This window comes from Brucella sp. TWI432, from assembly GCF_039674445.1.
Classification (GTDB): domain Bacteria; phylum Pseudomonadota; class Alphaproteobacteria; order Rhizobiales; family Rhizobiaceae; genus Brucella; species Brucella chromiisoli.
In genome coordinates, this window is record NZ_JBDJNL010000007.1 from 24,650 (window position 1) to 45,695 (window position 21,046).

Consider the following 21,046-nt stretch of genomic DNA (forward strand, 5'->3'; position numbering starts at 1 on the left):
CCCATTATCCCTTTATCATGGCTGTGTTGGATCGGAATATCAATAGTAGGTCATTCGCCCCCACTGCTAAACGCTGCCTTGCTTAGCTAGTACCGCCTTGTCTCAATTTGTTCCTGACGTCTGCTATCCAATACCTGCATCAAAAAGCTGTCTTTCTCCTAGCGGCCCAATTGCGGCCGTTCAAAATGATTAGTCATTGCGTTTTCAGATAATAGAATCTGCTTCACTTCTGACTAGTGTTTTCTCTCTTTTGTAAATCAATAAAAGCTAATAGATCGCCGTATTTATAACGGATAGCTTTGCCCACTTTTCGATAAGGTAAGTTCTCAATGCCCTGGACCCGCCAGTTAGCAAGAGTCTTTGGACTTAAACCTAAAACACCAGCGGCTTGCTCAGACGTCAGCAGATGGTCAAGCTCATAGTTTGTTGAGGGCAGGGGATGCTCTCTAACGCTGTCAGTCTGCGTCGTGAGAAAGCTTAATGACATATTGTATTTTCGAACAAGGTGCTCGGTGAGGCTGAGATAAAGCTGCTCAAGGCTGGGCTGCTCATTTTTGTTATCAGGCTTTTTCGCCATTTATATGAGCTCACCTAACATGGATGGTGTCCGATTACGAAACGCGATGAAAGTTGTTGTTAACATAACAACAAGAATAGTCGAGTTCGACAATACAGAAATTGAGAAGCTTTAATTTTGACGACGTGCGGCTCAGGCGTGGTCTGCATGTTCCCGAACGTTTTTCCACAGGGATTTTATGCTGCTTCAAAAGGCACTTTTGCAGTGGAAATTACAAGTAACGAAGGTGATTGCTATTTGATTGCTAGCACCAATATGGTGAAAATGTAAACTAGCTAAGTCATTGATTTTATGGTGCCGCTTAGCAGACTCGAACTGCTGACCCCATCATTACGAATGATGTGCTCTACCAACTGAGCTAAAGCGGCAAGGAACAAGAGTTCCTAACTCCGGCGGGAGTATCGATTGTTTTCAAATCGAACGCTGCGCTGATAACCAAAACCGTAAAGGAAAGCAAGGCCCAAAACGTGCAATCTTGATGTTTGTCTCAGACCTTGCCTTATAACGTTAAAATGAGTGCTATTATCCGTTCGTGCAAATGCGAGCACGCGCTGCAATATATTCATGTTCAAGTTTGTCAACGAGCTTACCTGCAGGCGTAATCTCTTTCACAGCACCAATTCCCTGTCCGCACCCCCAGATATCTTTCCACGCTTTTGCGCCTTCCTGCTGGGCCTTTTCGAAGTCCATTTTCGATGGATCTGCTTCGGGAAGATGATCCGGATCAAGGCCGGAGCCCGCTATGGATGGTTTAAGATAATTGCCTGAAATACCTGTGAAATAGTTCGAATAAACGATGTCTGAAGAGTTTGAATCGACAATCATCTGTTTATAGCCATCAGAAGCGCGGGACTCTGTGGTCGCAATAAAGGGAGAGCCGATATAGGCAAGGTCTGCGCCCATGGCCTGTGCAGCGAGAATTGCGCCACCATTGGCGATTGCGCCGGAAAGCAGCAGCGGTCCGTCAAACCATTCGCGGATTTCCTGGATGAGTGCGAAAGGCGAGAGCGCCCCTGCGTGGCCGCCAGCACCTGCTGCAACAGCTATAAGGCCATCTGCACCCTTGCGGATGGCGGAATTGGCATGACGATTGTTGATAACGTCATGGAGAACGATGCCGCCATAGGAGTGAATTGCATCATTTACTTCCGGCACAGCACCCAGTGATGAAATAACGATGGGGACTTTGTATTTCACGCAGAGGCCAATGTCGTGTTCAAGCCGTTTGTTGGAGCGGTGGACAATTTGGTTAACCGCAAAAGGTGCGGCAGGGCGATGCGGGGTTGCCGCATCATGAGCGGCAAGATTTTCGGTAATCTCGGCCAGCCAATCATCAAGCTGGGCTTCGGGCCGTGCATTGAGCGCGGGAAAAGAACCGACAATGCCTGCCTTGCATTGCGCCAGCACCAAAGCCGGATTTGAGATGATAAACAGTGGCGCTCCGACCACGGGAATGCGCAGCCTGTTTTTCAAAATATCCGGCAATGCCATTTTATCCTCCAAAAATTGACGTTTGCGTAAACGTAATAGTTTTAACATGGCTTTCGCCAACCACAACATGAAAATTTGAATGGATATAAAGGGCTGCATAAGGCGTGAAATGGTGGTTTTTCCACCAAAGGTTGGGGGAAATACGTCTTAAAGTTAAGAATTGGTATCTTTGACAGGTGTTGCGGGTAGCCAAAATGGGTTCAGAACAGGTAAATGCCTTGATTCAGACGTTAATTTCGCTGAGGCTTATCTAATATTACCGTATCTAAGGACTCAGGTAGAATACGCAAACTCGGAATATGAGAACCCAGGAAGAACGGCCCTTTGGAAAGTATCGAACGCGCAATCAGAAATGCATTCGCAAAGTCGGATGCACATAATCCTGCCACCCGTCAGCGTATCTACGAAGCGGCCTGGGGCGCGCATGAGCGCGCGCTGGTGTCCAATTCAGCGCTTAGCGAAGAGCAGAGGCAGCAGCGTCGTCAGAAGGTGAAAAATGCGATCTCGGAAATAGAAGCCGAGTTTAAGTCTTCTCAGGCCGCCAGTGCTATGCGCGAGCCAACGCTGGAATCGCCTTATTCCGCCGACCCTGTGTTGGATGGAGGCGCTTTTGACGCTGGTCCCGCGCTCGATACTGCGGACATTCGTTCGGCATCCAAAAAGAACAAGCGTGCATCGGCCGATCTTGGTTATGAAGCGGGTGTTTCGCGCAAAGACCGCAAGAAAAAGCGGCGTTCGCCGTTTTTGAGTTTCGGTGTTCCAGTGCTGGTCATCGTTGTGCTGGGACTGATCGGCTTTTCGCTCTATAACAGCTTTGCCGATTTCACACGCGGCGGCAGTTCAAGCCCCCTTCTGACAGACAATCGTATGGCTCCGATCAAGGAAGGTGAAGATCCGGAAGGACGCACCTGGATCAATATTTTTACACCCGCCGATGCAACGCGGATGTCAGTGCAGGGCGGTGCCACGGCTGAAATCATGCGCGAAGGCACGAACAGCTTTGTGCGGCTTCAGTCGAAGGGCCCAAATGACAGCGTGACGTTTGATGTGGGCGAGGGCGTGCTCAGCCAGCTAGCAGGCAAGAAGGCAACGTTTGACATTGTTGCCCGCAGTGAAGATGGCAAGCCAACACAAATGTCGGTCAATTGTGATTTCGCGGGTCTCGGCGATTGCGGACGCCGGCGCTATGACGTTCGGGATTCTGTGAGCGACTTTCTGTTCGACCAGGATTTTGCGAAGGCTGAGGCCGGTGGTCGCGCAGGCAAGATTACCATCAATTCCGATCTCAGTGGCGCAGGCAAGCCTGTTGATATTTTTGCTATCCGCGTCACAACGGCTGTTGAGTAATCAGCTTAACAGTTTTTCCAGCGTTTCAAGCCGATCCGCTTCGCGCGGCGGCTTGTCGCAGCGCAGCCGAGAAAAGCGCGGAAAGCGCATTGCGACACCAGACTTGTGACGGCTGGAGCGGTTGAGGCCTTCAAAGGCAACTTCCACCACCAATCCATGATCGGGCTCGGCCCGAACGGACCGCACCGGACCAAAGCGCTCAAGCGTGTTTTCGCGCACAAATTTGTCGAGAAGTTTTAGCTCCTCATCGGTGAAACCGAAATAGGCTTTTCCGACCGGGACGAGAGCGGGATTTTCTTCCGGTCCTGTCCACACGGCGAAGGTGAAATCTGAATAATAGCTTGAGCGCTTGCCATGCCCACGCTGTGCATAGACCACAACAGCATCGACTGTGAATGGATCGCGCTTCCATTTGAACCATGGGCCCTTTGGGCGTCCCGGCACATAGGCGCTGTCATGCCGTTTGAGCATAAGCCCTTCGATCACCGGATGCGGTGGATTAAGACGCAATTTCGCGAGTTCATCAAAGTTCGAAAATTGAAGGACCGGCGACAGATCAAAGCGTCGTTTATCAAGCTTTTCAACGAATTGAGTGAGCCGCGCGCGTCGTTCTGAGAAGGGCAGTGCGCGCAGATCTTCACCAGATTGCTGCGTGCCCTCGTGCAAAAGATCATAGGCACGGATGAAGGCCGGATATTCGCGCAATTGTTTGGCTGTCACCGTTTTGCGATTAAGCCGCTGCTGTAAATCGGAAAATGTCGCAGTTTCTAGACCCGTTTCGCCATGGTGGCCAACAAGCAATTCGCCATCAATAGAGCCTTCGAAATCCATGGCCTCCAGCACATCGGGAAAGGCGGAAGAAATATCGTCGCCGGTGCGCGAATAAAGCCGCCGCACACCGTTTTCTGCAACGGCCTGCACGCGAATTCCATCCCATTTCCATTCGGCGCTATAGGCAGATGGATCAAGCGAGGGAATTTCGACCTCATCCAGCGCCGTTGCCAGCATGACGGGTCGGAATGGTGCGTCGGCAGTGGCGGCAGGCTTTGGGCCATGACCCTCAAGCCATGCAAAAAGTGCCGTGAAGGGCGGCGTCTGTCCGTGCCAGAGTTCTTCGATTTCCACCACATCCACACCGCCAAAATCTGCCAGTGCCTGCTTGGCAAGACGGGCGGAAACGCCGATGCGCAAGCCCCCGGTCACAAGCTTCAAAAGCGCATAACGCTCTGATATGCCAAGCAGATCGAGCCAGCCAGCCACAAGCTGCGGCCCCTCACGGCGTGAGGCGTTTTGCAACTCATGCACGACAACGCTGAGCGGCAGGTTGGCACCCGCAGGCGTTTCTCGCGGACCGGGCCAGATCAGCGAAATCGTTTCGGCAAGATCGCCGACATAATCATAGGAATAAGCAAAAAGCGTAGGGTCCGTGCGCTCGGTAATCAGTGCGCGCAGCATAGCAGGCTTGACGCTTTGCAATTCCAGATCGCGGGTGATGGCTGAAAGTGCAAGGCCACGATCAGGATCAGGTGTGGTGCGGAAATAATCGATCAGCAGTCGCAATTTGCCATTGCGCTGGGGTGTGAGGACAAGGCGGTCGAGAAGTTCAGCGAAAGCACGCATCAATCGCCCTCATCTTCGTAGCCGATAAGATGGAGCGGGCGCGCTGGGATATTTTGCAGCTCGCACCAGCGCACCAGCGCTTCTTCACGCCCATGTGTCACCCAGACTTCCGCAGGTTTTATCTCGCTGATGGTGGCGATCAGCTCGTCCCAATCACAGTGATCAGATATGATGAGTGGCAGTTCGACACCGCGTTGCTTTGCGCGCTGGCGGATACGCATCCAGCCCGATGCAAAGGCGGGTAGTGGATCGGGGAAGCGTCGTGCCCAGCGATCGGCAAATGCGGAGGGTGGGCCGACGACGATCTTGCCAGCAAAATCGGGCGCAGCTTCACCACGTTCGAGCGTTGCAGGTTCCAACCGACCAAGATCGATCTCTTGTGTGCGATAATAATCGCAGAGCTTTTGCAGGCTGCCGTGAATATAGATTGGCTCGTCATAACCCGCATCGCGAATGAGTTTTATAACGCGCTGCGCTTTGCCAAGCGAATATGCCCCCACCAGATGCGCGCGTTCAGGAAATTGTGTGAGTGATTTCAGCAAAGTTGCAATTTCATGCGCCGCTTCGGGATGACGAAATACGGGCAGCGCAAAGGTCGCTTCGGTGATAAAAACATCACAGGCAACAGGCTCAAAGGGCGCGCAGGTTGGATCGGCAGCACGTTTATAATCGCCTGAAGCGACAATGCGCGTGCCATCTTTTTCGACTGCAATTTGTGCGGAGCCAAGCACATGGCCTGCCGGATGAAAGCTGACGGTGACGCCGTTTACATTTAGCACTGCGCCTAAATCGGCCGATTGTGTGCTGCCTGCAAAATCTGCACCATAGCGGATTGCCATGATGTCGAGCGTCTGTTGCGTCGCAAGCACATGAGCATGTCCGGCACGCGCATGATCGGAATGTCCGTGGGTGATCAGCGCGCGATCAACAGGCCGTACCGGATCAATGTAAAAATCGCCGGTCGGGCAATAGAGACCTTTGGGTGTGGAACGCAGCAACTGATCATAGCGCATGATTTATTAGATAGGTCAGTAACTTCCCGCTGAAAAGAGCGCGCAAAACGAACTTCTCACAAAATGAGAACAAAAGTGAACAAATCTCTTGGCGAGACGCCTCGTGAGCACTAGATTGAGTGCGTGACACTGAACCTGACACCCACTTCTAAGGCCGCTGTCTTTCACTTGCCAGACCGTTTTATAAAATGGTTTGCGCAAAAGGGCTGGTCGCCGCGCACGCATCAGCTTGAATTACTATCGCGCGCCGAGCAGGGGCAATCGACACTGCTGATTGCGCCAACGGGGGCGGGCAAGACGCTTGCAGGTTTTCTGCCTGCGCTGGTCGATCTGGAGCGGAGTGGCAGCAAAAGGCCTGGTATGGCAAAGCGCGGTGTGCATACGTTGTATATCTCGCCTCTAAAGGCGCTTGCGGTCGATATTCATCGAAATCTGACCATACCTGTCGAGGAAATGGGACTCGACATCACGATTGAGACCCGGACGGGTGATACACCCGCACATAAGCGTCAGCGTCAGAAACTCGCACCGCCTGATATTTTGCTCACTACGCCGGAGCAACTGGCTTTGCTTATTGCCTCTAAAGGGGCTGAGCAGTTTTTCAAAGGCCTGCGTTATGTGGTGCTGGATGAACTGCACTCGCTGGTTATCTCAAAACGCGGTCATCTGCTTGCGCTGGGGCTTGCGCGTCTGCGCCTTCTGCAACCGCAAATGCAGACAATCGGTTTGTCGGCGACTGTGGCGCAACCTGACGAGTTGCGTCGCTGGCTGGTCGAGCAGGATGATACAGAGCCGAAATCCGGTCTGGTTACGGTTGATGGCGGGGCCAAACCCGAAATTACTATTCTCGATTCAGAGGAACGGGTGCCGTGGGCGGGGCATTCGTCGCGCTATGCGATCCCGGATATTTATGAGGCTGTCCGCACGCATCGCACGACGCTGCTGTTCGTTAACACGCGCAGTCAGGCGGAGATGCTGTTTCAGGAGCTTTGGCGCGTCAACGAGGACACGCTGCCGATTGCCCTACATCACGGCTCACTCGATGCCAGCCAGCGCCGCAAGGTGGAACAGGCGATGGCTGCCAACACATTGCGCGCTGTCGTTGCCACCTCAACGCTCGATCTTGGGATCGACTGGGGCGATGTCGATCTGGTCATTCATGTCGGCGCACCAAAGGGCGCAAGTCGACTTGCGCAGCGGATCGGTCGCGCCAATCACCGTATGGATGAGCCGAGCCGTGCCATTCTGGTGCCTGCCAATCGCTTCGAGGTGCTGGAGTGCCGTGCGGCGCTCGACGCAAATTATCTTGGCGCGCAGGATACGCCGCCGCTGATTGATGGCGCGCTGGATGTTCTGGCGCAGCATGTTCTGGGTATGGCCTGTGCCGAGCCCTTCAACGCCGACCAGCTTTATCGGGAAGTACGAAGTGCAGCACCTTATTCCAGTCTCTCACGCGAAACCTTTGACCAAATTCTCGATTTTGTGGCGACCGGCGGCTATGCGCTCAAGACCTATGAGCGTTTTGCTAAAATCCGCAAGACTGTTGATGGCACATGGCGGGTTTCAAACCCGCGCATCGCGCAGCAATATCGCCTGAATATTGGTACGATTGTCGAAGCGCCGGAGTTGAATGTCCGGCTTACGCGTGGCGGCAAGGGCGCAAATGCGAGAGGCGGTCGTGTGCTGGGCCGCATTGAAGAATATTTCCTCGAAACGCTGACACCGGGCGACACATTCCTGTTTGCGGGCAAAGTGCTGCGATTTGAAGGCATTCGTGAGAACGAATGCATGGCTTCCAACGCTGCCGGACAGGATGCCAAAATTCCCGTCTATGCAGGTGGAAAATTTCCGCTTTCCACTTATCTCGCATCTGAGGTGCGCGCCATGTTGGCGGATCGTTCGCGCTGGCAGTTCCTGCCGGAACAGGTGCGCGAATGGCTGGAAGTGCAGGCGTTTAAATCCGTTCTGCCGCGAGAAGACGAGTTGCTGATCGAAACTTTCCCCAAAGGCGGGCGTTTCTATATGGTCGCCTATCCGTTTGAGGGCAGGCTGGCGCATCAGACGCTTGGCATGTTGCTGACCCGCCGTCTTGAACGCATGGGCGCGCATCCGCTCGGCTTTGTCGCGACCGATTATTCGCTGGGGCTTTGGGGTCTCAAAGACATGGGCGCGATGATTGGTTCTGGCAAATTAAGCCTCAAACAGCTGTTCGATGAAGACATGTTAGGGGACGATCTCGAAGCATGGCTTGATGAAAGCTATCTCCTGAAGCGCACCTTCCGCAATTGTGCCGTGATTTCGGGGCTTATCGAGCGACGACATCCGGGGCAGGAGAAAACGGGCCGTCAGGTGACGGTTTCGACTGATCTGATCTATGATGTGCTGAGAACCCACGAACCGGACCATATTTTGCTACAGGCAACGCGTGCCGATGCGGCAGCCGGGCTTCTCGACATCAAGCGTCTTGGCGACATGCTGGCGCGTGTGAAGGGCCATCTGCTGCATAAGCCGCTGGCGCGTATTTCTCCGCTGGCGCTGCCTGTGATGCTTGAAATCGGGCGCGAGCGCGTGGCCGGTGAGGGCGATGATATGCTGCTTGAAGAAGCAGCCGATGATCTGATTAGAGAAGCAACGCAATGAGTATAGCAGTCTGGGGAAATGGTGAGGCTTATAGTCTGGCGCATGCGGAATTGTGCGGCGTTGCGACGATCTACGATCCTTGCGGCGCACTCTTTCTGCCGGACCTCGATATGCTGGTGGTTTCGGATTTGCATCTTGAAAAGGGCTCGTCTTTTGCCCGGCGTGGACAGCTCATTCCGCCTTATGATACGGCTGCCACACTCGACATGCTGGCTTCGGTCATTGCGCGCTATCAGCCGCGAACCGTTATCAGTCTCGGCGACAGTTTTCACGATGCAAAGGCCAGCGAGCGTCTCCCATCGTTATATGCGATCCGTCTTAAATCGTTGATGGAACGCCGCGACTGGTTCTGGATTACCGGCAATCATGACCCTGATCGCCCAGCCGATTTGCCCGGCGACAGTGTTGAGGAACTTGCAATCGGGCCGCTGAGTTTCCGTCATGAGCCATCGCGCTCAAAGGCAGAAGGCGAGGTGGCAGGCCATCTTCATCCGGCAGCGCGGATCATCCGGCGAGGGCGGTCGGTGCGGCGTCCATGTTTTGCGAGCGACGGCGAAAGGCTGATCATGCCTGCATTTGGTGCTTATACGGGTGCGCTCAATGTGCTGGATCGCGCGTTTCGCGGGCTGTTCGTTGATGCAAGCTTGCGTGCCTATATGCTGGGGCAGGGCAAAATTTACCCGATTGCGCATAGTGCGCTGGTTGGTGGTTAGTCTTTTCTGAAAAGAATTCGTCCGGCCCAACCGGTGAAGACAGCTAAAAACACGGCAAATAAACCGTAATAGAAGCTGTATTTGTGCGCTGCATCATAGATGCTCTGCTCCACACCGGCTTTCACAATTTCAAGGCTGGCATTGGCTTCGCGCAGGAAAACACCGTTGCGAAATAACAGCGCTCGCGCCTTATGACGCCCCACGGGAACATTGGCAGAAAGGTTCAGCGTTGCACGAAACAGGGTGCGGGAGAGAAATTCAACACCGCCGATGCGCTGACTGTAAAGGCCTTGGCGGATTTTCATTTCGCGCAGTTCGTTACCAAAGGTCAGGATATTTCCTGAAAGGCTCGCCGGATCTTCGGGCCTGAGATAAAAATTACGAACGCCGACCGAAAGCTGGCGGTATAGCTTGTCATCTGCGATGTCCTGAAGATTACGCGTCGAAGCGAGCGAATAGGACAGTGGCACGCCAAGAAATGTTTCAGAATCTGCATTGACCCAGACACCGAGATAACGCTCCTTCTTGCGCACGACGAGATCGCGGGATGGGCCTTGTAGCACAACGATAATGTCATAGCGCCCCTGACGCTGGATCACTGGGTCGGCATTGTCGAGTGCGCCGAAAATGGTAAGGTCTGTACCGCCAAAATTAGAAGTGATGGCAATTGTTTCGGTCGAAAGACCGATCTCAATTGTCTCTTCGGCCGGGTTTTGCAATTGCGGCACAGTATTTCCATCGCCGCTTGAATTGATCTGCGCAGATGCCGGAAATGCTGCAAAGCTGAATAACACAACTGATATGAGCGTGAGTCTCCTCATGTCACATATCCGCTATCGATATAGAAAAAAGATTATCAGGCCGAACGAATAGGCCAAAAGCAAGGCGTAGACCCACGGCCAGTACCAGCAAAGCCAGCAGCAAGCGTAACTGTTCGCCACGCAGCTTCTGTCCTGCGCGTGCGCCATATTGCGCGCCGATCACGCCGCCAAGCATTAGCAAAAAAGCCAGAACAATGTCGATTGACTGGTTGGTCGTCGCCTGCATGACGGTTGTGAAAGCTGTTACGAAAGTAATCTGAAACAGCGATGTACCAACGACAACATTGGTTGGCACATGCAGCAAATAGATCAGCGCGGGAACCATGATGAAGCCGCCACCGACACCCATGACGGATGACAGCAAGCCGATGAAGAAACCAATGCCAAGCACCGGAATGATGCTGACATAGATTGTTGAGGCGCGGAACCGCATCTTAAACGGCAGCTTATGGATCCATGTATGTTGTCCGGGACGTCGGATTGCCCCAGCTTGCCCCTTCTTCACACGGCGCAGAGCGCGCACGCTTTCTACCAGCATCAGTCCACCGACTGTGCCTAAGAAGAAGACGTAGAGGATCGAAACGATCAGATCGAGCTGTCCGAGATCACGGAGCCATGAGAAGACAAAAATACCTAAGAGCGATCCCAGTATGCCACCGGCGACGAGAAACAGTCCGAGCTTAATGTCGAGTGTCCGTCGTTTGAAATGCGCGAGCGCGCCGGAAACCGACGAAGCGATGACTTGATTTGCGCCGGTTGCAACGGCAATAGCCGGTGGAATGTTATAAAAAATTAGCAGTGGCGTGATGAGAAATCCGCCGCCCACACCAAACAGGCCCGACAAAAAGCCAACGGCTGCGCCCATGCCGAGCAGAACCAGCATGTTGACCGACAATTCCGCAATGGGAAGGTAAATACCCAATTCCGAACCCGGTTTTCAAAACGCACATCATTCAGCACTTTGCGGTCGCGCTATGCCGCAAGAGCTGTATTAGAGCATGTCCGGTCTGATAAAATCAGATCGGCGCTCTAATCTTTTGTTTTAACGCGCATCTTTTCCTAAAAACCGTTTAACACTTTTCAGGATGCGCTCTAACCTGTTCAATTGTCTTGCTCTTTCACCAAGGGGAAGTCAAACTCCGATTGAGAATAGAGTTACTTTGCTGAATGATGGGTGAAGAAAATGGCACATTGTTGTTTATGAACAACAATGTGGAGTGCCAATCCTATGCATTGGGCCCAAAACTGAGGCCTATTTGTTCTTTTCGAGCAGGAGCTGCACGAGTTGCTGGTTGACTTCGCCGGTCGGCTCCTGCCCATTGGCTTTCTGAATTTCCGCGATCGCGTTGCGGGTTCTGTTCCCCATCACGCCATCGGCTGTGCCAACATCATAGCCGTTTTTTTGCAGGATGAGCTGGATATTGCGAACAGCTTTTTTCATATCCACAGAAGCCGTTGTGACAGGCTTTTCGTCTGACCAACCTTCAGGTATGTCGAGCGAATTGGCGTCCGGATTAAGCGGCTTCGCCTTCCAGAGTTCCACTGTGTCTTTGGCACGCTCAAGCTTCTCAGGCGTCAGTGCGGCGCCAATCTGATCACGCTTGTCGGCTGCGTCCTTGTCTCCAGCTTTTGCCGCAAGTGCAAACCACTTGTAGCTTTCTTCGAGGTTAACCGGCATTCCAAGACCTTTGGCAGCCAGAATTCCCAGATTATACTGGCTGTCCTTGACGCCCCGTTCTGCCGCTTCGGTAAACCAGTGTACAGCCGATGCATTGTCCGGCGAGCCGCTGGCACCCGAAGCATAAAGCACAGCCAGATTGTGCATGGCGCTGGCATTGCCCGCTTGTGCTGACTGCTGATAAAAATCGATGGCTTTGGCGAGATTACGGGAGATGCCAAGCCCCTTTTCATTCATGTTCCCAAGGCGATAAAGCGCAGGGGCAAAGCCTTTTGAAGCCGATTTTTCAAACCAGTTTGCCGCTTGCGTCAGGTCTTTTGTAACGCCCTGACCTTCCGCATAGCTATTGCCGATTTCAAACAAGGCGCGTGGATCGCCTGCAGCTGCTGCTTCACGCAACGCGGCAGGGCCAGCATCCACAGGCACATCTTGTGTTGTTGCTTCAGGTTCCTGAGCTACAGCCGTATCGGGAATAGCCTGTTCCTGTGGTTCGGTCGGTGCCTGCGGCGTTAAAAGATTGCTTTCCTGCTGTGGCTTGGCAATTGTTGTCTCAGGCGCAACCATTTCCGGCATGGGCTGCATGGTTGCTGGCGCAGGCTCAGAAGCAGGGGCGAGGGAAGCTGTGGTCGCTTTATCGATTTCCGGCGCTGCTGTTTTTGCAACAAGCTCGGCCTGCTCTTTGTTTTCAAGAAAAGCAGCACCCACCTGCAAACCAGCGATTGCCATCATCACCGCACCCATTGCCATCAGGATCGGCTTGCGCTGACGGGTGAAGAGACTGCTGATCGATCCCTTCTTTTCTGCTGCTGCTTTTTCGGAGCTTTGTTCAAGCTTGCTCGATTCGTCGGCAGCTTGCTGTGCCGCACGGCGCGCAACGCTGATCAGGTCGGCTTTGCCGCTTGGTTTGGCTTTGGCGTCGTCCTGTTGGTTGCGCTCTTCGCGCACGCGCTTCATGATCGTGTTCAGATCAAGCAGGCTGTCATTATCGGGCTGAACAGAATCAAGTGATGCGCTCAGTTCCGGTTCCTGCCGTGTCTTTGGTGAAAGCGTGTGCGGCGCCAGTGTTTTGGGTGTCAGTTTTGCAAGCTTTTCCTCACCATGCGCTGTATCGGTTGCAGCTTTTTCAGCCGGCTTGGTTTTAAGCGTTGGGAATGCATTTGCTGCCGTAGAATACGGATTTGCAACGGGCTTGGACTTGGGCGACGTGTCGGCGTTGATGACGATCTGCTGCTCAAGGGTAGCCAATCGATCAACAACTTTGACCAGCGTCTCATGTACGATGTCGAATGTCCTGGCATTGCGCTCGTCTGCATTGCGCGCGAGCGCTTCAAGCGACTTCATATCGTTGGCAAGCTGGAGTGCAATCGCGGTGTCGTGCTGCGAACCGTGCTTTAAAACACTGGCAACGGCGGCTTCGGCGGCTTCTCTTGCCGCATCCAGCACCGTTTCGCGGTTGTTCACAATAGCATGTTCGATTGTATCAAGACGCGGCTTTAATTCTTCAAATTCTGCCGATGGTCTGGCAAGCTGGAGGGCAAGATTTGCGATCTGGTTTTCGAGACCGCGAATGGCTTCGCTTTCAGCAAACGAAGATTCGTCGACATGTGGTGTCTGCAGAAGGCTGAGTGAAATCTGCTGCGATATATCGTCGAGCCGTCCTTCAAGCGTATGCAAAACACCGCCATCGGCGTAGTGGCTTGCATATTGCGCATCCAGTCGCTTGGTCAATTCCTTAAAGCGGTTATCGATCTTTTCCAGAAGGCCAGGGTTTGGATCGCGCGTCCATTTCTCAACCACTGCAAGCTTTTCACCGATAGCCTCAAGTCGCGCATCGACGCTGTCATAATCGGACTGATTCAGATTTTCCATAACCTTGCCGACCTGATGGGCAAGGAGATTGATCTGTTGTGCCAATTGCTCAATTGTATTTTCGGGCAGGTGCGCCTCTTGGCTTAAAGCATCAATACGCTGCGAAAGTTCGCCGAGACGACGAAACAGCATATCGGCATTCTGTGCGGCGTCTGAACTGTCAAGCTGCTGGGCCAGCTCCGTAAGGCGGCGTTCAATGCGCTCCAGACGCATTGCTTCTTCGTGATTGGAGTGCTGGTGCTGATTGGCTCCAATGACGCAGCGACTGATATCATCCAAACGCTGGTCAATCTGGCGCAGTGTGTTGCGTTCCAACGATGATGTGCGTGGTTCGTCGCGCAGTTCTGCAAAGCGCGGTGCTGGCTGGCTTGCAAAATGTCCTGCTTCGCTCTTTTCCCTTTCGAGACGCCGCAGATGGTCTGCAATTTCTGCAAGACCTTCAATGCGATTATCAGGGCGTTTATCGGGCACAACGGCGCGTGGGCGAGGGGCCGCTTCTCCAAGGTTGGCCAGGCGTTTTTCAAGTTCAGCCAATGTGTTGCTTAGCTCGTCCAAGGCACTTTGTTTTGGGGCAACGGGTGCTGCATGACGCTCACGCAGGGCGTTGAGTTCATCGATGATGGAACGAGAACCGGATGCCTGATGTGTGTTTGCCATGTGAAATTCACTTTTCAAAAACAGTCGAAATTACGGGCCGAATTCACGAACAGGTCGACATAATGATTTGCTAAGTTCATTTTCTTACAAACGTAGTAAATAAGTCGTTAAGAAATGGTTTGATTTTGATGATTGCGACCCCTTCGTTGGGGCGCGTGCGCGCTTTTAAGCACTGGAAAATATTGATTATTCCGTGATGGCGATCTCATGCTGGCGCAATGAGTGGAGCGCTGAGACCGTATCCCCGACGCAGTATCATGGCAGAGCCGGTGACTGCGGCGCACGAAAAATGACGGTGGAAGGCAGCTCTTGTGTTGTTACAATGATGTTCCAAACGAGCTTTCACAAGAAATGCACTTCGATATTATGCTTTGCTGAAAGGCAATTGTTTAGGTTTCTGTTAACCCCAGCAATGGGCTGCAAGCCCATACACCCAAGGGGTGTCACTCTTTCTGTTCAGAAATGGCTTGCCTTTCGACATTGTGGTGACTGTGCTGAAAACACCAAGCCGACATTGTGCAAGATAATCTGCAAACGGACCGGTTTTCTCGCGCGTATCGACACGGGCAAAGGCTCCTCTGAGATTATGCAGATGGATTGCAGTGAGCTGGATTGCATCCTCATCGTTACGCGCCACGATTGGGCCGATAACTTTGCCCCGACCGAATTCGCGGCAGAAGGAATAGCCGACCAGTTGGCCATTGCGTTTCAAGCCAAAGATTTCTGCTTTGTCAGACAGGTGCTTTAACAAACCGGCGCGATTGACGCCGAAAGCCTGAGCGTCCAAATGCGCCAGCGTTTCAAATTCGCCATCCGAAAGACGAACAATGTCGCCGTCAGCAAAGGGAATTTCGGGAAGCGTGAGCGCTGTTTCACCCTGACACTGATAGACGGTTGCTTCATTCTTAAACCCTAGCGAAATGTAAAGACTATAGGCGGCATGGGTTGCGTTGAGACTGAGATTTCGACCGCTGCAACGTTCAAGCACCTGATCCATAAGCCAGCGTCCGTTTCCCTGGGCCTGCGCGCGCGGCGATGTGATCACCATCCCAATGGTTGCAAAATCGTCCCCGTAGGGAAACCACATCGCACTTCCGAACACGCGTCCGATCCCGTCAACGGCCACGATACCCTGACCCGTTTGCAGAAGTTGCTCCCAGTCATTGGGACGATGCGGCCAGCGGACGCCCATGGAAAGCGCATGCAGCATGCTGACATCGACATTTGCGATGTCTTGCGCCATCAGTTCAAACGATTTCAGCCGCACTGAATTCTGCATATCAGCGTCCTAACCCAATTCCCTAGCCTGCAATAAGTAGTGTTTTTGATCCTGCCAATGAATGCAATCCGTCTGGCAGACGTATTTTGCCGCATCATCACATGGCGCTCGCGGCAGGATTTGCTTCTTGGCAGGGGTAATTCGCAATCTTTGTTTAAAGCTACGCCTTATTCGGCACGGAACACTGGGCGGCGCTCTTATGCTGGTAAAAATCCGAAGAGTAACCTTGCATGTGGTATTCATGAACGTCGAAGAAATTCTTGCCGCATTGATCGGGTTTCCCTCCGTCGTGGGCACCGCCAATGACCCGATTGTCGGTTGGATCAGTGCCTATGCAAAAGCGCATGGAGCGCAGGTTGATATGCTTCCGGGACCGGAAGGTGACAGGGCGAACCTGTTCATGACTGTCGGTCCACGCGATGTGCCGGGCTATATTCTTTCCGGTCATATGGATGTGGTGCCTGCCGGAGAGGCTGAATGGTCAACCGACCCATTCAAGCTCCATAAGGATGGCGAAAAGCTTTATGGTCGTGGCACGACTGACATGAAAGGCTTTCTGGCATGTGCTTTGGCGGCTTTGCCCAAATTGTCGTCCAGTTCCTTGCAGCGGCCGGTTCACCTGGCATTTTCCTATGATGAAGAGGCAGGCTGTCGTGGTGTACCGCATATGCTCGCGGAGCTTCCTAAGCTCTGCGCGAAGCCGCTTGGTGCGATCATCGGAGAGCCAAGCCGGATGCAGGCTGTGCGTGCTCATAAAGGCAAGGCTGCTGCGCGACTTGAAGTCATCGGGCGTTCAGGGCACTCGTCGCGTCCCGATCTGGGGTTGAATGCTGTTCATGCTATGGCCACTGTCATTGCGCAGGCTGCGGTCTATGGTCAATCACTGCAAAACGGACCGTTCGATCATAATTTCGAGCCGTCTTATTCCTCTTTGCAGTTTGGTGTGGTTTCCGGCGGGCAGGCTGTCAATATCATCCCGGATCGCTGCACCGCAGATATCGAGGTGCGCGCAATTTCCGGTGTATCGCCTTTGTCTTTGCTTGAGCCGGTGAGAAAGCAATTGCTCGCTTTGCGCGACGATGGATTTGAAGTGCATTGGCATGAGCTGAGTTCTTATCCTGCCTTGTCGCTGTCTGACGAAAGCGCACTTTCACAATTGATGGTGGAACTAACGGGGCGGGAAGCAATGGCTGCGATAAGCTATGGCACAGAAGCCGGGCTTTTTCAGCAAGCGGGTATTGATGCGATTATCTGCGGTCCTGGTGATATTGGCCGCGCGCATCGCCCCAACGAATATATCGAAATCAATGAACTTCATGCGTGTCAGAAAATGATCGACGATCTTGGCGCGCGCTTGATCATATAACCCAAGTTGGCGGCAGAATCGTATGGCGTTTCTCTTTAATTCGGATGCCGCGCGCGGCGCTGTTTTTCGCGACGCTTTTGTTCAGGCGCTGCCGGATATCGCGTTTTATCAGGCGGGAGAAGATGTCGATCCTGACAAAATCCGCTATCTTATCAGTTGGGTAGCGCCAGATGACATAGCGCGCTACCGCAATCTGGAAATTCTTTTTTCAATTGGTGCTGGTGTCGATCAGTTCAAGCCGGGAACTGTTCCCGCGCATGTCAAGCTTGTGCGCATGGTTGAGGACGGCATTGTTCGCATGATGCAGGAATATGTGACGCTTGGCGTGCTGACCTTGCATCGTGAAGCCATCGCCTATCGTCAACAGCAGAAAAATGAAGACTGGCGCGCACTTCCGATCGTGCAGGCCAGTGAGCGCCGCATAGGCTTTCTGGGGCTTGGCATGCTTGCACAGGCAGCTATTGAACGGCTGCTACCGTTTCAGTTTCCGATTTCAGGCTGGAGCCGTAGCAAAAAAGACATTGAAGGTGTTGCGTGTTTTTATGGTGAAGAACAGTTTGCACCCTTTCTGGGGCAAACAGATATTCTCATATGCCTGCTGCCGCTGACCGATGAAACACGCGGTATCCTGAATGCTGATCTGTTTGCGTTTCTGCCAAAGGGGGCGCGCTTGCTGCATACAGGACGAGGTCCGCAGCTCGATCAAAATGCACTGATCCAAGCCTTGGATAGCGGACATCTTGCAGCGGCAATGTGTGACGTAACCGATCCTGAGCCGCTTCCTGTGGGGCATCCGCTTTGGTCCCATCCGAAAGTGCTCATTACGCCACATATCGCTTCCGTCACGCAGCCGCACACGGCTGCAAAATCCGTCATTGAGAACATCCAGCGTTATCTCGCCGGGGAAAAACTGATCGGCCTGATCGATCGCACACTTGGTTATTAATCTAAAAGGGGAATTCCATGTCGCTTCTGATTACCATTGATCCAAATCCCGACTTTGTACCGAAAGAAGCGTTGCCAACGCCGGATCGTCTTATTTCTGGTTCTCCTGAATTCAAGACATGGGCACAGGATGCTTCCAAAAATGATAAGGTTCTGACGGGGGTCTGGGAAGCAACGCCGGGCGAAACGCATTCCATCAAGGGGACGACACTGGAGTTCTGCCACATCCTTTCCGGTCTCGTCGAGATTGAGGAAAAGGGTGGTGAAACCAAGACATATCGCGCAGGCGACAGCTTTGTCATGAAGCCGGGTTTTGTCGGTGTCTGGCGCACGATTGAAACGGTGCGCAAAATTTACCTCTGCGTTTACGAGTAAGCCAGAATAATCCGCCGCATAAAACCCGCCTGACGCGCATAAAAGCCGTCGGGCGGGCATTTCTTGATCGAAAATGCGGCGTCAGCGGCACTAAGGTCTTAAGCAAAGAAAGTGCGAGGTGCGCGATGACTTTAAGCTTTAATCCCGAAGCGCTTGAACTCCCGTTTTACCATTATATCGGCGGAGAGCGTATCGATGCTTCCGGCGGGATGGAAATGCGCCGGCCTTCTGACGGTAGAGCTTACGGGGATTGTCCTATCGCCGATGAAGGGGTGGTTGATCGGGCAGTTCAGGCCGCCAAAGCTGCATTGAAAACGAGTGGTTGGGCCGATGCTCGCCCACGCGAGCGCCTTAATGCGATGCATCGCTGGGCTGAGCTTATTGAACAGGAAGCACTGACGCTTGCACGTCTGGAAGCCGTTTCTTCAACACGCCCGATTGCACAGCTTATTGAAGGCGATATTGCTGTCACGGCTGAGCAAATCCGTTTCTTTGCTGAATTTGCCGACAAGGAGGGCAGCGCTGTTGTGCCGACAAGCGCGAGCACATTCGGCATGACGCTGAGCGAGCCTTATGGTGTGATCGGCGCAATCACGCCATGGAATTTTCCGATCTCTATGGCGGGCTGGAAGCTTGGACCGGCACTTGCCGCAGGCAATGCCGTTGTTCTGAAACCGTCTGAAATGACGCCGTTTTCCACCCTTTATATGGCTGAACTTGCGGTCAAAGCGGGAATTCCGGCAGGGCTTATCAATATCGTGCTGGGTGATGGACCAACCACTGGCAATGCCATGACCGGCCATTCTGATATTTCAAAGGTCAGCTTCACCGGATCGACGGCTGCGGGTGCTGCGATTATGGAGAATATTGCGCGCACCGGCATCAAGCCGATGACGCTGGAGCTTGGCGGAAAAAGTCCGCAGGTGGTGTTTGCCGATGCAGATCTGGAACTGGCTGCAACTGTCATCACGCGTGGAATTCTCAGCAATGCCGGACAAGCCTGTGTGGCCGGTTCGCGCCTGATTGTTGCAGAGGAAATTGCCGACGCATTGAGTGAAGCGATTGCGCGGCATATGGCCAATATCAAGCCGGGCGTGACCTGGGATGAGAACACGCAATATTCGCCCATTATTTCCGAACGCCAGATTTGTCGTATTGACGAGATTGTGCAGAAGGCTGTCAGGCTTGGCGCACAAAGTGTTGTCGGTGGAAAACGGATGGACCGCGAAGGCTATTTTTATGAGCCGACGCTTTTGCGTGGTGTCACTGAAAGCTCACCAGCCGTTACCGAAGAAATTTTTGGTCCTGTTCTGACGATCCAGACATTTGGCGAAGAAGACGAAGCTTTAGCACTTGCGGATCATCCGACTTATGGGCTGGCAGCAGGTCTTTTCACGCGTGATCTGTCACGCGCAATCCGCGTAACAAAAGCATTGCAGGCAGGCACCATCTGGGTCAACCGCTATGGGCGATCGCGCGATCATATCCTGCCAACCGGCGGGTATAAAAGCTCCGGTATTGGCAAGGATCTCGGGCGTGAAGCCTATCTCGCAAATCGTAAATCCAAAAGCGTGCTTATCGATCTATAAGGGAGCGAACAATGACAACCTATTCGATTGCACTTATTCCGGGTGACGGTATCGGTAAGAATGTGACGGATGCGGCGTGGCAGGTTTTGCAAGCGGCTGCAAAACGCACTGGCTTCACGCTGGAAGGCAAAAGCTTCCCGTGGTCTTGCGCCTATTATCATGAAACTGGCGCGATGATGCCTGCTGATGGCATTGAGACATTACGCAAGTTCGACGCGATTTATCTTGGTGCTGTTGGCTGGCCAGCGGAAGTGCCGGATTCTGTCTCTTTGCATGGCTTGCTGCTGCCGATCCGTAAGGCGTTTGTGCAATATGCCAATATTCGCCCACATCGTCTCCTTGCAGGCGTAACAGGGCCGCTGCGCTCTGAAGGCTTTGATATTCTGTGTATCCGCGAAAACACGGAAGGCGAATATTCGGGTGCTGGCGGACGCGTGCATTCGGGTACGAAAGATGAAGTGGCAGTCGAAACTGCGATTTTCACACGCGCGGGCGTTGAGCGGATCATCCGCTTTGGCTTTGAACAAGCACGTTTGCGCCGCAAGAAGCTGGCTTCGGTGACCAAATCCAATGCGCAGAAATACTCGATGGTTTTCTGGGATGAAGTGACAAAAGAAGTCGCCAAAGAATATCCTGATGTCGAGGTCTCGCATTATCACATTGATGCTATGGCAGCACGTATGGTGATGGCACCGGAAAGCCTTGATGTGATCGTGGCCTCCAATCTCTTTGGCGATATTCTGACCGATCTGGGCGCTGCCATTCAGGGCGGTCTTGGTTATGCGGCTTCGGCCAATATCAATCCGGACCGCACGGCACCCTCCATGTTTGAGCCGGTTCATGGTTCAGCACCCGATATTGCGCATCTTGGCATTGCCAATCCAATTGCAGCGATCTGGTCAGGAGCGATGATGCTTGAGCATCTTGGCGAGCATCAGGCCGCCAAAGACGTCATGACGGCGATTGAATTGGCGACGGCGCAAGGTATCGGCACAGTTGCAGGCAAAGATAAGACGGAGGCGATCACGCAGGCCGTGCTTGCAGCTCTCGGATAAAAGGGAACAGA

General features: G+C 53.2%; 16 protein-coding genes and 1 tRNA gene. 8 read left to right on the plus strand and 9 right to left on the minus strand.

The features are described from left to right. Positions 1-223: 223 nt before the first annotated feature. From ABE527_RS11755 to ABE527_RS11765, 3 genes are all read right to left on the minus strand, one after another. Positions 224-577, minus strand: coding sequence for a helix-turn-helix domain-containing protein (locus ABE527_RS11755; RefSeq protein ID WP_499697022.1), 354 nt, complete (start codon positions 575-577; stop codon positions 224-226). Positions 578-869: 292 nt separating this feature from the next. After that, a tRNA-Thr gene (locus ABE527_RS11760) sits at positions 870-945 on the minus strand. 154 nt (positions 946-1,099) lie between these two features. Beyond that, on the minus strand, positions 1,100-2,068 hold the full coding sequence (locus tag ABE527_RS11765; RefSeq protein WP_265985780.1) for an NAD(P)H-dependent flavin oxidoreductase: 969 nt from the start codon (positions 2,066-2,068) through the stop codon (positions 1,100-1,102). A 324-nt stretch (positions 2,069-2,392) separates the two neighbouring features. Between ABE527_RS11765 and ABE527_RS11770 the strand changes: the two genes are divergently transcribed. Beyond that, positions 2,393-3,415: a hypothetical protein gene (locus ABE527_RS11770; RefSeq protein ID WP_499697023.1), complete on the plus strand. Its 1,023-nt coding sequence runs from the start codon at positions 2,393-2,395 to the stop codon at positions 3,413-3,415. Here ABE527_RS11770 and ABE527_RS11775 read toward each other — a convergent pair whose 3' ends face one another. Together ABE527_RS11775 and ABE527_RS11780 are read right to left on the minus strand one after the other, a co-directional pair. Continuing rightward, positions 3,416-5,035, minus strand: coding sequence for a cisplatin damage response ATP-dependent DNA ligase (locus ABE527_RS11775; RefSeq protein WP_499697024.1), 1,620 nt, complete (start codon positions 5,033-5,035; stop codon positions 3,416-3,418). Then, positions 5,035-6,048, minus strand: coding sequence for a ligase-associated DNA damage response exonuclease (locus ABE527_RS11780; protein ID WP_499697025.1), 1,014 nt, complete (start codon positions 6,046-6,048; stop codon positions 5,035-5,037). The genes ABE527_RS11775 and ABE527_RS11780 overlap by 1 nt, the downstream gene beginning before the upstream one ends. 123 nt (positions 6,049-6,171) lie before the next feature. On the opposite strand from ABE527_RS11780, the gene ABE527_RS11785 reads away from it, so the two are divergent. Together ABE527_RS11785 and pdeM are read left to right on the plus strand one after the other, a co-directional pair. Next, positions 6,172-8,688: a ligase-associated DNA damage response DEXH box helicase gene (locus tag ABE527_RS11785; protein ID WP_499697026.1), complete on the plus strand. Its 2,517-nt coding sequence runs from the start codon at positions 6,172-6,174 to the stop codon at positions 8,686-8,688. Further along, positions 8,685-9,401, plus strand: a complete 717-nt coding sequence (pdeM, locus tag ABE527_RS11790; RefSeq protein ID WP_499697027.1) for a ligase-associated DNA damage response endonuclease PdeM — start codon at positions 8,685-8,687, stop codon at positions 9,399-9,401. Before ABE527_RS11785 ends, pdeM begins: the two co-directional genes overlap by 4 nt. Here the strand turns inward: pdeM and ABE527_RS11795 are convergent. The 4 genes from ABE527_RS11795 to ABE527_RS11810 all read right to left on the minus strand — a co-directional run bounded on the left by ABE527_RS11795 (position 9,398) and on the right by ABE527_RS11810 (position 15,705). Beyond that, positions 9,398-10,222: a TIGR02186 family protein gene (locus ABE527_RS11795; RefSeq protein ID WP_499697028.1), complete on the minus strand. Its 825-nt coding sequence runs from the start codon at positions 10,220-10,222 to the stop codon at positions 9,398-9,400. The two genes, pdeM and ABE527_RS11795, sit on opposite strands and share 4 nt — an antisense overlap. Position 10,223: 1 nt before the next feature. After that, entirely contained in the window at positions 10,224-11,105 is an 882-nt protein-coding gene (locus tag ABE527_RS11800; protein ID WP_396998447.1) for a sulfite exporter TauE/SafE family protein, read from the minus strand. A 369-nt stretch (positions 11,106-11,474) separates the two neighbouring features. Beyond that, on the minus strand, positions 11,475-14,426 hold the full coding sequence (locus ABE527_RS11805) for a peptidoglycan-binding protein (protein ID WP_499697029.1): 2,952 nt from the start codon (positions 14,424-14,426) through the stop codon (positions 11,475-11,477). A gap of 400 nt (positions 14,427-14,826) precedes the next feature. Beyond that, a complete protein-coding gene (locus tag ABE527_RS11810; protein WP_499697030.1) occupies positions 14,827-15,705 on the minus strand; it encodes a GNAT family N-acetyltransferase in 879 nt (292 codons plus the stop codon). A 241-nt stretch (positions 15,706-15,946) separates the two neighbouring features. Here ABE527_RS11810 and argE point away from each other — a divergent pair, with 241 nt between their 5' ends. From argE to ABE527_RS11835, 5 genes are all read left to right on the plus strand, one after another. Continuing rightward, entirely contained in the window at positions 15,947-17,071 is a 1,125-nt protein-coding gene (argE, locus tag ABE527_RS11815; protein ID WP_499697031.1) for an acetylornithine deacetylase, read from the plus strand. Positions 17,072-17,093: 22 nt separating this feature from the next. After that, positions 17,094-18,017 (plus strand): 2-hydroxyacid dehydrogenase, encoded by a 924-nt coding sequence (locus ABE527_RS11820; protein WP_499697032.1) that lies wholly within the window; start codon positions 17,094-17,096, stop codon positions 18,015-18,017. 17 nt (positions 18,018-18,034) lie between these two features. Further along, complete coding sequence (locus ABE527_RS11825) at positions 18,035-18,391, plus strand: cupin domain-containing protein (RefSeq protein WP_265985767.1); 357 nt, start codon at positions 18,035-18,037, stop codon at positions 18,389-18,391. A 125-nt stretch (positions 18,392-18,516) separates the two neighbouring features. Further along, the gene (locus tag ABE527_RS11830; RefSeq protein WP_499693707.1) at positions 18,517-19,980 is read left to right on the plus strand and encodes an aldehyde dehydrogenase family protein; all 1,464 of its coding nucleotides are present in this window, start codon (positions 18,517-18,519) and stop codon (positions 19,978-19,980) included. An 11-nt stretch (positions 19,981-19,991) separates the two neighbouring features. Further along, complete coding sequence (locus tag ABE527_RS11835) at positions 19,992-21,035, plus strand: tartrate dehydrogenase (protein WP_499697033.1); 1,044 nt, start codon at positions 19,992-19,994, stop codon at positions 21,033-21,035. Positions 21,036-21,046: the final 11 nt, after the last annotated feature.